Genomic DNA, 14,022 nt, shown 5'->3' with positions numbered 1-14,022 from the left:
GCCTACCCTGTGGGGTGCACAACACCGCTCAGGGAGGAGCGCATGGTTTGTTCGACCTGGCGTCGAGGACTCGTGGGGATGTTCGGGGCGGGCCTGCTGGTGCTCGGAGGCTGCAGCACGTCGCGCGCCAACGCGAAGGTGAATGACGAGTGGATGGCGCGCGTCCCGGACGCGCAGCTGGGAGACGTGCGCCAGGCGCAGATGGCGCAACAGAAGGCCGACGAGAGCGTCAAGCGCGCCGCGGTCGAGGTGGAGGACGCGAAGAGCGCCGAGTCGGCGGCCAAGCACAATGAGGACGCGGCCAAGAGCCGCCGGGCCGCGAGCCAGAAGACGCTCGAGGCCGCCATGTCCAAGGGGCGCGCGGAGGCCATCAGCCAGGCCCAGAACGACCTCCAGGACGCGAACGCGAGCGTGGCGGCCGCGTCGTCGGAGGTCGCCTACCGCAAGCGCGCGGTGTCCACCAAGGAGGCCATGCGGACGCTGCGTGAGCGCGAGCGCTCGGTGGCGGATGCGCAGCTCGCGCAGGAGCAGTACCAGGCGCTCAAGAAGAGCGGCGACGTGCGCGCGCAGAAGCTCAACGCCTCCAAGTTCGACGCCGAGCTGGCCGATGCCCGCCGCAAGGAGGAGGAGGCCCAGCGCGACGTGGACGCGCAGCGCCAGCAGGAGCAGCAGGCCCGCGCGGACTGGAAGCAGAAGCAGGAGTCGGCGCAGGGCTACGGCGGCAGCGGCTCGTCCACCAAGTAGGCGCTGTCTGCACCTCGCTGACGCCTCGCGCTACTCGAGCGCGAGGAGGATCTTCCCGAAGTGGGTGCCGTCGGCCATGTGGCGATGGGCCTCGGCCACCCGCTCGAAGGGGAAGACGGAGTCGACGACGGGGCTCACCCGTCCGGCCTCCAGCTCGGGCCCCCACCGCGCCCACGCGCGGTGGGTGATGGCCCGCTTCTCTTCCAGCGGTCGCCCGCGGAAGGCCGTGCCCTTGAGCTGAAGCCGGCGCATCACCACCGCCTCCACGTCGAGCTCCGCGCGCTCGCCCTCCAACAACCCCACGAGCACCAGGCAGCCCCCCATCTTCAGCGCCTGCAGATTGCGCGAGAGCGTGGCGCCGCCCGCGAAGTCCACCACCACGTCCACGCCCGCGCCTTGCGTGTGCTGGAGCACCGCGCCCGCGAAGTCCTCGGCGCCGCGCAGGATGCCCACGTCCCCGCCCAGCGCGCGCGCGCGGCGCAGGCGCTCCGCGGTGCTGACCGTGAAATAGACGGTGGCACCCGCGTGGTGGGCCATCTGGATGCACATGCTGCCCATGCCGCTGGCGCCCGCGTGGACGAGCACCGACTGGCCCGCGCGCAGCCGGCCCAGCTCGAAGAGGACCTCGTCCGCGGTGACGAGCGCCTCGGGCAGGGCCGCGGCGCGGGCGAACGACTCGCCCTCGCGCACGGGCAGGGCCATGCGGTGGTCCATCACGCAGTACTCGGCGTAGCCCCCGCCGTTGACGAGCCCCGCCACGCGCTGCCCGCGCTCGAAGCCGCGCACGTCCATGCCGAGGCCCACCACCTCGCCCGCAACCTCCACCCCCAGGATGGGCGTCATGCCCGAGGGCAGGGGGAACTCCCCCGCGCGAAGCTGGAGGTCCGCGCGGTTGAGCGCCGAGGCGCGCACGCGCACGAGCAGCTCCTCCGGGCCAGGGCGGGGGCGCGTCACCTCGCGCACGTGCAGCACCTCGGGGCCGCCCGTGCCTTCCATCACCACCGCGCGCATGCGCTCCTGCTCCAGGCCCGGCTTCCTCATGCGGCCTTGCCCGCCACGGCGCGCACCGCGTTGCACAGCCGGTTCATGTCGTCATCGGACAGGTTGGCGCGCAGCATCACCCGCAGGCCCGCGCGCCCCCGCGCGACGATGGGGAAGAACACCGCCGAGGTGTAGAAGCCCTTGTCCAGCATGTGCCGCGAGCGCTCCACGGCCTGCTCCTCGGCGCCCACCTCCACCACGCGGATCTGCGACAGGCTGCCCCGGTTGGGCGCCTCCACCTGCGCGTCGAAGCGCTGGAGGTTCGCCCGGAGCGCGCCCTGCAATCGGCCGAGCTCGGGCGTGCGGTGCAGCTTCGCGGAGGCGAGCCCCGCGCCGATGGACGCCACGTTGAGGCCCTGCGACCAGGCCAGCGGTCCACCGAAGCGATGCACGCGGTCCTCCAGGTGGCGCGCGCCCAACATCACCACGCCGCCCGAGGTGCCGAACCCCTTCGCCAGCGAGGCGACCACCAAGGTCAGCGGGTGGATCTCCTCGCCCAGGAGCGAGCGCACGAAGCCCTCGCCGTGCTCGCCGTGCACGGACAGGCCATGCGAGTCATCGAAGTAGAGATAGAGGCCGTAGCGCTCCTGGAGCGCCAGGAGGTCCTTCACCAGCGCGGCCCCGCCCATGGAGTAGAAGCCGTCCGCCACGTAGGCCACGCGCGGGTGCTTGCGGCAGACGTCCTCCAGGAAGTTCAAATCATTGTGGGGACACGTCAGCACCGGCGCCTCGTCGGCGCAGATGGGCTTGATGAGGTTCATCGAGAAGTGGCAGGACTTGTCGAACACCATCACCCGCGGCTGGCCGTCGTCGCAGAGCTGGCCTCCCGCCACCAAGGGGAGCAGCCCCGCGGTGGCCGCGCTCGCGGACACGGCGGTGATGGCGCGCGTGCGCCAGAGCGCGCCCAGCTCCTGCTCCAGCGCGTCCAGGAGTGACAGCCGCACCCGCACGCGCGAGATGCCCGTGTCGATGAGCTTCTCCTGCTGGAGCGCCTCGATGGCGCCATCCAGGACGGCCGGGTGCGCGTCCAGCCCCAGATAGGAACAGGACGAGAGGTTGAGGAACTCGCGTCCGTCCTCCAGACCCAGGCGCCCCCCACCCAGGTGGTGGACGCTCAGGTCAATGACCCCGTGCCGCCGCGCCGCCTCGAAAGACGGGTTGCCCAGGGCCACCATCGCCTCCCCATTCCGGTACCGACGTCTCTCTTCCATGGAGTCCTCGCTATCCCTGTCATTCCGGGAGCGAGGACTCTAGCGGGAGGCGCGGCGGGAAGGCAGCGGCTCAGGCCTTCTTGGGGGACAGCTTGTTGATGTCAGCGAAGAAGTCGTGCCCCTTGTCGTTGACGACGATGAAGGCCGGGAAGTCCACCACTTCAATTTTCCAGACAGCCTCCATGCCGAGCTCCTCGTACTCGAGGACCTCGACCTTCTTGATGCAGTCCTTGGCCAGGCGCGCGGCGGGGCCGCCGATGGAGCCCAGGTAGAAGCCGCCGTGCTTCTTGCACGCCTCGGTGACGGCGGAGGAGCGGTTGCCCTTGGCGAGCATGACGTAGCTGCCGCCCTCGGCCTGGAACTGGTCCACGTAGGCGTCCATGCGCCCGGCGGTGGTGGGGCCGAACGAGCCGGAGGCGTAGCCCTCGGGCGTCTTGGCGGGGCCCGCGTAGTACACCATGAAGTCCTTCATGTACTGGGGCAGGCCCTCGCCGCGATCCAGCCGCTCCTTGAGCTTGGCGTGGGCGATGTCGCGCGCCACCACCATGGGGCCGGAGAGCGACAGGCGCGTCTTGATGGGGTAGCGGGACAGCTCGGCGCGGATGTCGCTCATGGGGCGGCGCAGGTCGATCTTCACCACCTCGCCCGCGAGGTCCCCGTCCGTCGTCTCGGGCAGGTACCTGGCGGGGTCCGTCTCCAACTGCTCCAGGAAGACGCCGTCGCGGGTAATCTTGCCGAGCGCCTGCCGGTCCGCCGAGCACGACACCGCGATGGCCACCGGGCACGAGGCGCCGTGGCGCGGCAGGCGGATGACGCGCACGTCATGGCAGAAGTACTTGCCGCCGAACTGCGCGCCAATGCCCGTGCGCTGGGTGAGCGCGAGCACCTGCTGCTCCAGCTCCACGTCGCGGAAGCCGCGGCCCAGCGCGTTGCCCTCGCGGGGCAGCGAGTCCAGGTAGCGGGCGGAGGCGTACTTGGCCGTCTTCAGCGCGAACTCGGCGGAGGTGCCGCCCACCACGATGGCCAGGTGGTACGGCGGGCACGCCGCGGTGCCCAGCGAGCGAATCTTCGTCTCCAGGAAGGACAGCAGGCTCGCCGGGTTGAGGACGGCCTTGGTCTCCTGGAAGAGGTAGCTCTTGTTGGCCGAGCCGCCGCCCTTGGCCATGAAGAGGAACTTGTAGGCGTCGCCGTCGGTCGCGTAGAGCTCGATCTGCGCGGGCAGGTTGTTGTTGGTGTTGACCTCCCGGTACATGTCCAGCGGCGCCATCTGCGAGTAGCGCAGGTTGGCGGTGCGGTAGGTGTCGAAGACGCCGCGCGCGATGGCCGCCTCGTCGCCGCCGCCCGTCACCACGTACTGGCCCTTCTTGCCCATCACGATGGCGGTGCCCGTGTCCTGGCAGGAGGGCAGCACGCCGCCGGCGGCGATGTTGGCGTTCTTCAGCAGCTCCAGCGCCACGAAGCGATCATTCGCCGAGGCCTCGGGGTCCTTGAGGATGTTCGCGAGCTGCCCGAGGTGCCCGGGCCGCAAGAGGTGGGAGATGTCGCGCATCGCCTCGCGGGTCAGCAGCGTCAGCGCCTCGGGCTGCACCTGGAGGAAGGTCTTGCCGCCCGCCTCGAACGTCGAGACGGCGTCCTTCGTGAGCAGCCGGTACGGCGTCTCGTCCTTGCCGAGCGGCAGCATGTCCTGGAACTGGAAGTCGCTCATCGTGTCGTCACTCCACGGCGCTGGGGTGGGCGAAGGCTTACCTCCATTGCGGCTGGGAGGGGAGATGGTTTGCGCGGCCCCTGGCCGGTGGGCGGCCGGGCGCCGGGCATTTGCGCGCATGCGAGCCACAAGGGGAGTTCATCCCAGCCACCGGCGGTCCGGCGCACAGCTCGGCTGCACGACTGCGCCCGCGTTGTGTCAACGCGTGCATGGTTCGCACCCCGGCCCGTTTTCGCGCACACCCCGCCCTTGCCAGAGTGCGACCCACTGGGAGGGTTCCATGAACCGGACGATTGTCACGCTGGCCGCGGTGCAGCTCCTCGTCGGATGTGGCGTGCCGAAGGCGCAGCTCGACGCCAAGGCGCTGGAGGCGGAGAACTACCGGCGCCAGTACGGCGACGAATCCGAGAAGGTCAAGGCGCTGCAAGCCCGCGTCGCGGAGCTGGAGTCGGGGCAGAAGGACCAGGCCAAGGCCGACGAGGCGCTGACGGCCAGCGAGGCGCGCGTGCAGGAGCTGCAGAAGAAGGTGGAGATGCTCACCGCCCTCAACGCCTCCCTGGCGCAGAGCAAGGACACGCTGGAGAAGGCGCGCGCGGAATTGGAGAAGAAGTCGGAGCAGTACGAGTCGCTCGCCTCCAGCCTCAAGGATGAAATCAAGGCCGGGAAGATCGAGCTGTCCGAGCTGAAGGGCCGGATGGTGGTGAAGATGAAGGACAAGATCCTCTTCTCGTCCGGCAGCGTGAAGATCAACCCGGAGGGCCAGGCGGCGCTCGCGAAGGTGGCCGAGGCGCTGAAGGACGTGACAGGGAAGCTGGTGCGCGTGGAGGGCCACACGGACGACGTGCCCACGGACCCCAAGGGCCCGTTCCCCAGCAACTGGGAGCTGTCCACCACCCGCGCGCTCACGGTGCTCAAGCTCTTGCAGGACAAGGGCGTGTCCGCCGACAAGCTCTCCGCGGTGGGCTACGGCGAGCACCACCCCATCTCCACCAACAAGACGACGCAGGGCAAGAGCCTCAACCGGCGCATCGAGATCGTCCTCGCACCCGAGGACCAGGCCCCCGGCGCGAAGCCCAGGTCCGCGAGTCGGTAACCCCCCCACGAGCGAGGAGACACGCATGACGGTGCGATGGATGGGCATGGCCGCGCTGGCGGCGATGGGACTCTCGGGCTGCGTGGCGGGCGGCGCGCGGCCCGCGGTGCAGATGCGCTTCTTCGAGTCACCCGCGGGCGGCGCGACGCACGAGCGGGTGCACGAGGCAGGCATCTTGAACGCCACGCTGATGGGCGCCGCGAACCTGCGCTACCTGCGGCCCGCGGAGCTGCTGAAGGCCGCGGAGACCGGCGCGGGCCAGGGGGATCCGCAGAAGCTGATGCGCGCGGCGCGCACGCTCGTCCCGGGGGAGGGCGTGGTGCTCCTCGGCACCGTGCGCGGTGAAGCCACGGGAGGCAGCACGGCGACGCGGGCCATCTACTCGCTGGCCCTCGCGTGCGCGCGCACGGACCTGGACAGCCCTGGAGACCTGCGCGACTGCCAGGGGTACGTGCTGCGCGTGACGCGCACGTGGCCCGCGGAGGTGTACGCGCTCCAGGGCGCCACGGTGTCGCTCATCTCCGAGGGCGGCACGGCCCACGGCCGCATCCGCGCGCACAGCGAGCCAGGGGCCTTCAAGGCCGAGTTGGAGGGTGAGTTCGCCGCGAGCGTGCTGGAGCTGGGCGCGGGCGCGTCACTCGCCACCGGCTCGGGGCGCTGAGGCGGGGACCTCGTAGACGTAGAGGGGCGTGCGGTACAGGTCGTCGAGCCGGTGGGTGTGCACGGGGCGCCAGCCATGCAGCGCGAAGGTGTGGCTGACGACGCGCGCGCCCGCCGGCAGTTCGGCGAGCAGCTTCGGGCCGAGCTTCGCCATGGCCCCCGGGTAGAGGTAGCAGACGACCGCGGAGGCGCCCGCGAACGAGGCGCGGAAGAAGTCCTCGCGCGCCACCCGGAGATTGGGCCGGGGCGCGAGGCGCTGGCGCAGCGCGCAGAAGCCCGCGGGCAGCGGTGACAGCTCGTAGGCCACCACCTGCGCCTGAGGGCAGTGGTCCGCCAGCGCGAACGCCAGCGTGCCCCAGCCCGCGCCCAGCTCCAGCACGACACCCCGCGTGTCCGAGGGGACGAGTCCGAGCACTTCGCGGCGGACGCGCGGGGAGGTGGGCATGGGCGAGATGCCCGTGCGCAAGGTGGACAGCACGATGGAGCCCAGGCCCGCGAGGAGCCCCCCGAGCACCAGCAGGAAGAGGACCGCCTCCGTCGTGCCCAGGGTGGCCATGCGGGCGGAGGCTCAGGAGGCCGCGGGGGCGACGTCCTGATTCGCGGCGGCCTGCGCCGCGGCCTCGCGCGCGGCCTTCTCCAGGCGATCCACGCGCCGCAGCTCGGGGAAGGCCCAGGCCCACAGGCCCACCACCACGAGCGTGCCCAACGCGCCGGAGACGACGGCGGGCACCGCGCCCACCTGGCTGGCCAACCAGCCCGCGCGGAACTCGCCGAACTCGTTGGAGGCGCCCACGCACATCATGTTCACCGCGCCCACGCGGCCGCGCATGTCATCCGGCGTGACGACCATCTCCAGCGTGGAGCGCACCACCACGCTCACCATGTCCGCGGCGCCGCCAATGGCCAGCGCCACCACGGAGACCCAGAGCGAGTGGCTCACGCCGAACACGAGCGTGGCGGCGCCGAAGATGGCCACCGCGACGAACATCTTCCAGCCCGCGCGTCCGCCCAGCGGTCGGAAGGCGAGCAGGATGGCCACCACGGCGGCGCCCGCGGCCGGCGCGCTGCGCAAGAGCCCCAGGCCCCAGGGCCCGGTGTGCAGCACGTCCCGCGCGTAGATGGGGAGCAGCGCTACCGCGCCACCGAGCATCACCGCGAACAAGTCGAGCGTGATGCTGCCCAGGAGCATGCGCTGGCCGCGCACGAACCGAAGGCCCGCGCCCAGCGTCTCCAGCGAGAACGGCTCGCGAGACACGCTGCCGGTTCGCACCTTCAGCGAGAGGATCCACACCACGGTGAGCGCGCACAGCGACGCCGACGCGATGTACGCGCCCTTGGCGCCCGCCCACCCGTAGAGGATGCCGCCCACCGCCGGGCCGGCGATGGTCGCCACCTGCCACGTGGTGGAGTTGACCGCCACCGCGCGCGTCAGCTCCTCGGGAGGAACGAGGCGCGGCGTGAGGGCCGAGCCCGCGGGCGAGTAGAAGGCGCGCGCCGTGCCGAACAGCACCAGCACGCCATAGACGAAGCGCACGTCCTGCACGTGGCCCAGCGTGAAGGACAGCAGCATCAGGCTGCACAGCACCATCACGCTCTGGCACACCGCGAGGATGAGGCGGCGGTCCACCCGGTCCGCCACCTGCCCACCAATGAGGCTGAACGCGAGGAAGGGGAGGAACTGCGCCAGGCCCGTGTAGCCCAGCGCCAGCGCGCTCCCCGTCAGCGCATACACCTGCCAGCCAATCGCCACTGACTCGATTTGGGTCGCGAGCACCGCGCACAGGCGCGCGAGCTGGTACACGCGGAAATCTCGATGGCGGAAGACGGAGGGGAGAGGGTCGGCGTTGGCGGGGGCCATGAAGTCCCTGGCTCTAACGCACGCCTCGCTCCCTCGCCAGTCACGTTGAGGCAAGCCGAGCAGGCGCTCTCATGGCTGCCCCCAGGGCTCGGAGATTGAGCCCGGGGACAATCAATCCAGGAGCGCGGGACGTCAGCTTCCCGAGCGCATCCGGTTGAGCCGGTCGTAGTGCCGGTATCCAAGTTTGTCGAGCGCGCTCGCGGGCGCCAGCCCGATGTCCACCAACGTCTTGATGTCGTAGGTGCCCGCGAGCACCGGCGGCGCGTAGTTGGTGACCGCCTCGCGAGAGCGGAACTTCTCCATCGGGAACAGCACCGTGCTCGTGTGCACGTGCATGAAGTGCGCGGCGGACTGGCGCGACCAGCCCGGCACGCCCGGCGCGGTGATGACGTGCGGGGTGGCCAGGAACGTGCCTCCGGTGAGGATCTCCAACTGCTGGCCCACCTGCGCCACGATGCAGCCCGCGGGCGCGTTGCCGCGCACCATCTGCCCCTGGGGCGACTCGGGCGTCGCGCGCGTGCGCAGGTACAGGCCGCTCTTGTCGTCCGGCTTGGGGGCGGGCTTGCCGCTCGGGTCGAGGAACCGGCCACCGGGTAGCAGCGTCAACAGGTTGAAGTCCGTGTGCTCCTCGCCCCAGACGATGCCGGTGTTCACCTGCGAGGGGCCCAGCGGCAGGTAGTGCAGGGCGCGCGTGACGTGCGGGCCGCGGTCACACGTGGCCGCGAACGCGTTCTCGGGCAGCCCCAGCGCCACGGCGGCGCCGCGCAGCAGCTTCAGTCCGGCCTCGTGCAGCGACTTGCCCAGCGTGAGGATGCCGTCCTCGAAGTAGGCGGGCGGCGCGTCCGGCCACACGTTCTCCGGATAGAGCTCCGGGAACTCGGCCGCGGAGGCGGCGTCGTTGGGGTAGGGCGCCGCGAAGTAGCACTCCTTGAAGTCCGGCTGCCCGTTGCCCGCGACGGCGATCTCCGTGTTGGGCGGAGTCCAGCCGCGCTGGTACCAGATGTCGGCGCGGCCATAGGGCCGCTTCCGGGCGTCTGGCCGCGCGACGAACGCGCTGAACGCGTCGTAGTACCGGTCGAGCGCCTGCGTGTCGACGCCGTGGTTCTTGATGTAGACGAGGCCGAAGACGCCAAACGCCTCGCGGATTGCCGCCGCGCCGCGCTCGACTCGGACTGGATCGTCCGACGCGAGGTCCGTCAGGTCGACCGTAGGGATGTGGATCGGGGAGGTCTCCGCCATGGTGCGCCCAGGTGTATCGCGCCTGGGGCCTGATTTGGAGGGTCCCGTGGAACGATTCCTCCCCGGCTGTTCTCAGGGCTTCGTGACCTGGGTCTCCACCGGGGCGCACGTCACCGCCTGCGACTGGAAGCCCTCCCGAGTCCGAGGCAGGGCCGTGGGGCCCGGGGCCACGTCCAACAGCGTGTCTCGGAACGCGATGCGGTACGTCCCGGGCTCGCGGAAGTTGTACGCCAGGGACGCCTCGACCTTGCCCTCCGCCGAGCCTGCCGGGGAAATCGTCGTGTAGTCGGTGGCGCCCGGGTCGGCCCGCTTGAGCATGGGGCCTTGGTACGGGACGTCCATCCCGTCGCGCGTCACCTGGAAGAGGTTGCCCATGAGTCCTTCCAGCGGCGTGTTCCACCGGAGCACGTGGACGGGCTGGGACGTGGGGTTCTCCAGCCGGAACGTCACCTCCACGGGCTGACCGGCGGTCACTCGCGAGGGGACGCTCATCGTGCAGCGCAGGGAGACGGGCATGGTCGAGGGCTCCTTCGCTTCGGCGGGGGCCGGCGGGGCGGGGCGCTCCGGGGCAGGGGGGGCAGGCTGGGCGGGCTGGGCTTCCTGCCGCGGCGTGCAGGCCCCGGCTCCCCAGGCGAGCCCCAGCGCGAGAAGGCCGATGTGTCGACGTCCCATGGTCATGTCGCTCCCAAACGAGAAAGGGACGGAAGCGCTCAGCGCTCCCGTCCCTCGGACTCTTAGCCCGTCTTCCCGGAAACGTCAGTTCTGGGCGGGGTTGTTCTCGGCGAAGTACTCGTGGTTGTCCGCGTTGGCGCGGGCGTTGGTCGGGTTGGACTTGGCCAGGCTCTTGGCCGCGGACTGGCCATAAGCGTAGTCATTGGTGCCGGCGACGACCGTGAAGTGGCTCATCTCGTGGACCAGCGTGCCGGCCTTGGAGTCCGTGCCCGTCTGGGGAGCGCTCCAGAAGGCGCCGCACACGTAGATCTTGTACGGGGAGCCCGGGTACACGTAGGCGTAGGTGCCGGAGTCCGTGCAGCTGCAGTCCACCACGATGGCCGCGCTGGAGAACGCGTTCTTGATGTTGAGGTAGTGGCTCTTGACGGTGCTCCAGCCGCTGCTCGTGTAGGCGCCGAACCAGGTGGTGTACCGCGCGGTGCCGCTCGGCGTGGTGGTGTTCAGGTAGTTGTACGCGTTGGTCGAGTACGTCAGCGCGCCGCTCACCGCGGTGGAGATGGCGGACTGCTGGGACGTGGTGCAGGCGCCGGAGTAGGAGAGGCTCTCGGCCGTCACCACGCGATCGCTCTCCAGGGCGCTGCTGCGGCCCTCCACCCACACGCTGACCTCGTTGGAGGCGAACGCGGAGACGCCGCCGACGTTGTCGTGGGCCTCCTGCGCGTAGCGGATGGCGTAGCTGCCCGTCTCGGACAGGTCATACCGGCCGGACACCGCGACCGGGCCGCTGAGGCTCTCGCCCGGGGCCAGCGTCACGTAGTCCTCGGGACGGGGCGCCACGCGCTTGAAGTGCGGGCCGATGTACTGCACGGCCTGCCCATCGCGCGTCACGGTGAGGCGGCCCTCCTTGAGGCCCTCGCCCGGCGTGTACCACTTGAGCAGGGACACCGGCTGCGACGAGGTGTTGGTGAGCGTCACCGTCACCGTGACGTCCTCGCGCGCGGACAGGGAGGCCTTGGCCAGCGCGACGGTCGCCGTCACGCCGTTGGTGGTCTGCTCGCCGGCCGCCGGGGTCGTGTCCGTCGCGTCCGCCGGGGCGCCACAGCCGCCCAGCAGGGAAACGCCGACAACCGCGCCGACCAGCCACTTGAAGTTACCGCGAAGGCTCTTGCTCACGTGAACTCTCCTTGTTGAGGTCACTACAGGCAGTCCGGGTTCGATGGGTATCCCGGTAAATTCTGCTTTATATGTGAAGGTGGGCTTATTTGCCATGTCTCGAAATACTCGGAAATAAACCGCTCTCTGGACTTGCGGGATTCGAGGCGGGGCGGGCGGAGGGGATCGACGATGCGCGCGGTGATCTTCCAGCACGAGGAGCACGAGGGGCCGGGGCTGCTGGGACCGGCGTTGGAGCAGGCGGGGTTCTCGCTGGTGAAGCGCTTCCGTGCCGTGCGGCGGGAGGACGTGGACGCGGAGCTGGTGGTGGTGATGGGCGGCCCCATGGGCGTCTACGAGGCGGATCAGCACCCGTTCCTCAACGAGGAGCTGGCGGTGCTGGCGGAGCGCATCGCCCTGGGGCGCCCGTGCGTGGGCTTCTGCCTGGGCGCGCAGCTGCTCGCGGCGGCCGGGGGCTCCGAGGTGTTCGTGGGCAAGAACGGCTTCGAGGTGGGCGTCGCCCCCGTGCGCTGGACGCAGGACGGGCTGAAGGACCCGGTGGTGGGCGGCGCGCGCCCGCGCTCGGTGGTGGCGCACTGGCACGGCGACACGTTCAAGCCGGTGCCGGGCGCCACGTTGTTGGCGTCCACGGACCGCTACTCGCAGCAGGCGTTCCGGTTGGGCAACTCCTACGGCTTCCAGTTCCACCTGGAGCTGACCGCGGCGGCGCTGGGGCACTGGTTGACGCTGGGCGGGGAGGGCCTCGTGCAGCGGGGCAAGGACCTCGGGGAGCTGAGGTCCCAACTGCCCAAGCTCAAGGCCGCCGAAGCGGAGAACGTCGAGATGCTGCACCGGCTCGCGCACCACTGCGCCCGGGAGGCCCGGCGCTGAAGTGGGCGCGGGCCGGAATCAGGCGCGAGAGGCGGCGGGCGCGGTTCGCGAACGGGCCCGCAGCTTGCGCGAGCGGGACGGGCGCTCGCGCAGGCGCGCCGGCGCGGTGGGGACGGTGTCCACCGGCGAGAGGCTGATGGACTGGACGCGCCAGCGGGTCGCGTGACGGCTCAGGACGAAGGTGGCGCGGGAGGTGCGCGGGCCCAATTCTCGGTGCTGCACGAGCACCACCACGCCTCGGGCGACGGGGCGCAGGGACTCGATGCGGACGCGGGGAATGAAGTGCTCGGGCATGCCGGCCTCCAGCTTCCGGCGGATCTCCTTCTCCAGGGCGGCCTTGCCCTGCACCAGGGTGCCGTTCAGTCCGATGACCTCGACGTCCTCGGACATGTGCGACAGGTAGCTGTCCACCTGGCGCAGGCCCCAGTCGTGGTCCAGGGCGCCCATGAGGGCATGGATGGCCTTGCGGTCCCTCGCCGACAGCGGGGGCGGGCCAGGGGGAATCGCGTTGCGAGGCGGAGGCCCGGATTGACTCGGGGCGACTCCGAAGAGCATGGGCATGAAGAACAAGGGGAGGGCCATGGGGGAGCTCACGGGAGGAACAGCGACCGCCAACCTACGCTGCGCGTGGCTGCGAGATTGCTGGGCGGACGTGAAGAAATGTGAAGGCGTCTGGCAGCTGCGCTCCAAAATGGAGGCGCCAGCGCGACGATGTTGAAGACCCGGGCCTGACACATGGCATGTTCCGCCCCCGGAGGAATGAGATGTCGGCGACCCGGCCCCAGGCTGCTTCCATGTACACGGACCTCGAACGAGAGGCCTGGCACGACCTGCGCGCGGCGACCCCGCTCACCCTCACGGCCGAGGAGATCGAGCGCCTGCGCGGCCTGGGCGAGCAGCTCAACCTGGACGAGGTGGTGGAGGTCTACCTCCCACTGTCGCGCCTGTTGAACCTGCACGTCTCGGCCACGCAGGGGCTGTTCGCCGCGCAGCAGGCCTTCCTCGGGGGCATGAACCAGAAGGTGCCCTTCGTCATCGGCATCGCGGGGAGCGTGGCGGTGGGCAAGAGCACCACGGCGCGCATCCTCCAGGCCCTGCTGGCGCGCTGGCCGGACCACCCTCGGGTGGAGTTGGTGACGACGGACGGCTTCTTGTTCCCCAACCGCGTGCTCGCCGAGCGCGGCCTCATGACGCGCAAGGGCTTCCCGGAGAGCTACGACCGCCGCGCGCTGGTGCGCTTCCTGGCCGAACTGAAGGCGGGCCGCGCCGAGGTCTCCGCCCCGCTGTACTCCCACCGGGACTACGACATCGTCCCGGACGGGGCGCAGATCATCCGCCGGCCGGACATCCTCATCCTGGAGGGCCTCAACGTCCTGCAGACCGGGCCGGCCGCGGGCGGGAAGGTGCCGCAGGCGTTCCTGTCGGACTTCTTCGACTTCTCCATCTACGTGGACGCGCACGAGTCGGACATCCGGCGCTGGTACGTGGACCGCTTCCTCCACCTGTGGCGCACGGCGTTCCGCGACGAGGGCTCGTTCTTCCGCCGCTTCGCGGACCTCACCGAGGCGCAGGCCATTGCCCGCGCGGAGACGGTGTGGTCGGAGATCAATGGGCCGAACCTGGCGCAGAACATCGCGCCCACGCGCTCGCGGGCGCGGCTGGTGCTGGTGAAGGGGCCGGACCATCGCGTCCGCCGCGTGCGGCTGCGCAAGCTGTGAGCCTCGCGTGAGGCTTGCAGGCCCGTGAGTCTCGGCCC

At 70.6% G+C, this 14,022-nt stretch carries 14 protein-coding genes; 5 read left to right on the top strand and 9 right to left on the bottom strand.

Annotated features, from left to right (window positions below):
• Nucleotides 1-42 precede the first annotated feature (42 nt).
• A complete protein-coding gene (locus tag KRR26_RS23945; protein ID WP_147423083.1) occupies nucleotides 43-744 on the top strand; it encodes a hypothetical protein in 702 nt (233 codons plus the stop codon).
• Nucleotides 745-774: 30 nt separating this feature from the next.
• Here KRR26_RS23945 and KRR26_RS23940 read toward each other — a convergent pair whose 3' ends face one another.
• From KRR26_RS23940 to KRR26_RS23930, 3 genes are all read right to left on the bottom strand, one after another.
• Nucleotides 775-1,785, bottom strand: coding sequence for an NAD(P)H-quinone oxidoreductase (locus KRR26_RS23940; protein ID WP_233577493.1), 1,011 nt, complete (start codon nucleotides 1,783-1,785; stop codon nucleotides 775-777).
• Nucleotides 1,782-2,996, bottom strand: a complete 1,215-nt coding sequence (locus tag KRR26_RS23935; RefSeq protein WP_217080941.1) for an aminotransferase class I/II-fold pyridoxal phosphate-dependent enzyme — start codon at nucleotides 2,994-2,996, stop codon at nucleotides 1,782-1,784. Before KRR26_RS23935 ends, KRR26_RS23940 begins: the two co-directional genes overlap by 4 nt.
• A 70-nt stretch (nucleotides 2,997-3,066) precedes the next feature.
• Nucleotides 3,067-4,701, bottom strand: a complete 1,635-nt coding sequence (locus tag KRR26_RS23930) for a fumarate hydratase (RefSeq protein WP_120210425.1) — start codon at nucleotides 4,699-4,701, stop codon at nucleotides 3,067-3,069.
• Between the two features lie 280 nt (nucleotides 4,702-4,981).
• On the opposite strand from KRR26_RS23930, the gene KRR26_RS23925 reads away from it, so the two are divergent.
• Both KRR26_RS23925 and KRR26_RS23920 read left to right on the top strand, forming a co-directional pair.
• Nucleotides 4,982-5,794 (top strand): OmpA/MotB family protein, encoded by an 813-nt coding sequence (locus tag KRR26_RS23925; RefSeq protein ID WP_120210426.1) that lies wholly within the window; start codon nucleotides 4,982-4,984, stop codon nucleotides 5,792-5,794.
• A 25-nt stretch (nucleotides 5,795-5,819) separates the two neighbouring features.
• Nucleotides 5,820-6,455: a hypothetical protein gene (locus tag KRR26_RS23920; RefSeq protein ID WP_217080940.1), complete on the top strand. Its 636-nt coding sequence runs from the start codon at nucleotides 5,820-5,822 to the stop codon at nucleotides 6,453-6,455.
• Here the strand turns inward: KRR26_RS23920 and KRR26_RS23915 are convergent.
• From KRR26_RS23915 to KRR26_RS23895, 5 genes are all read right to left on the bottom strand, one after another.
• The gene (locus KRR26_RS23915) at nucleotides 6,429-7,010 is read right to left on the bottom strand and encodes a class I SAM-dependent methyltransferase (RefSeq protein WP_217080939.1); all 582 of its coding nucleotides are present in this window, start codon (nucleotides 7,008-7,010) and stop codon (nucleotides 6,429-6,431) included. The two genes, KRR26_RS23920 and KRR26_RS23915, sit on opposite strands and share 27 nt — an antisense overlap.
• Before the next feature lie 12 nt (nucleotides 7,011-7,022).
• Nucleotides 7,023-8,312 carry an MFS transporter gene (locus tag KRR26_RS23910; protein ID WP_120210429.1) on the bottom strand — a complete coding sequence of 430 codons (1,290 nt, stop codon included), beginning with the start codon at nucleotides 8,310-8,312 and terminating at the stop codon, nucleotides 7,023-7,025.
• Nucleotides 8,313-8,444: 132 nt separating this feature from the next.
• Nucleotides 8,445-9,551, bottom strand: coding sequence for an isopenicillin N synthase family dioxygenase (locus KRR26_RS23905; RefSeq protein ID WP_217080938.1), 1,107 nt, complete (start codon nucleotides 9,549-9,551; stop codon nucleotides 8,445-8,447).
• Nucleotides 9,552-9,623: 72 nt separating this feature from the next.
• The gene (locus KRR26_RS23900) at nucleotides 9,624-10,067 is read right to left on the bottom strand and encodes a protease (RefSeq protein WP_217080937.1); all 444 of its coding nucleotides are present in this window, start codon (nucleotides 10,065-10,067) and stop codon (nucleotides 9,624-9,626) included.
• Nucleotides 10,068-10,307: 240 nt separating this feature from the next.
• The gene (locus KRR26_RS23895) at nucleotides 10,308-11,396 is read right to left on the bottom strand and encodes a M35 family metallo-endopeptidase (protein ID WP_120210432.1); all 1,089 of its coding nucleotides are present in this window, start codon (nucleotides 11,394-11,396) and stop codon (nucleotides 10,308-10,310) included.
• A gap of 171 nt (nucleotides 11,397-11,567) precedes the next feature.
• Between KRR26_RS23895 and KRR26_RS23890 the strand changes: the two genes are divergently transcribed.
• Nucleotides 11,568-12,266 (top strand): type 1 glutamine amidotransferase, encoded by a 699-nt coding sequence (locus tag KRR26_RS23890; protein WP_217080936.1) that lies wholly within the window; start codon nucleotides 11,568-11,570, stop codon nucleotides 12,264-12,266.
• 18 nt (nucleotides 12,267-12,284) lie between these two features.
• Here KRR26_RS23890 and KRR26_RS23885 read toward each other — a convergent pair whose 3' ends face one another.
• On the bottom strand, nucleotides 12,285-12,848 hold the full coding sequence (locus KRR26_RS23885) for a YybH family protein (RefSeq protein WP_120210434.1): 564 nt from the start codon (nucleotides 12,846-12,848) through the stop codon (nucleotides 12,285-12,287).
• A gap of 182 nt (nucleotides 12,849-13,030) precedes the next feature.
• On the opposite strand from KRR26_RS23885, the gene coaA reads away from it, so the two are divergent.
• Nucleotides 13,031-13,984 carry a type I pantothenate kinase gene (coaA, locus tag KRR26_RS23880; RefSeq protein ID WP_217080935.1) on the top strand — a complete coding sequence of 318 codons (954 nt, stop codon included), beginning with the start codon at nucleotides 13,031-13,033 and terminating at the stop codon, nucleotides 13,982-13,984.
• Nucleotides 13,985-14,022: the final 38 nt, after the last annotated feature.

The organism is Citreicoccus inhibens (assembly GCF_019039035.1).
GTDB classification, from domain to species: Bacteria; Myxococcota; Myxococcia; order Myxococcales; family Myxococcaceae; genus Citreicoccus; species Citreicoccus inhibens.
This window is presented reverse-complemented; position numbering and strand designations above follow the sequence as displayed.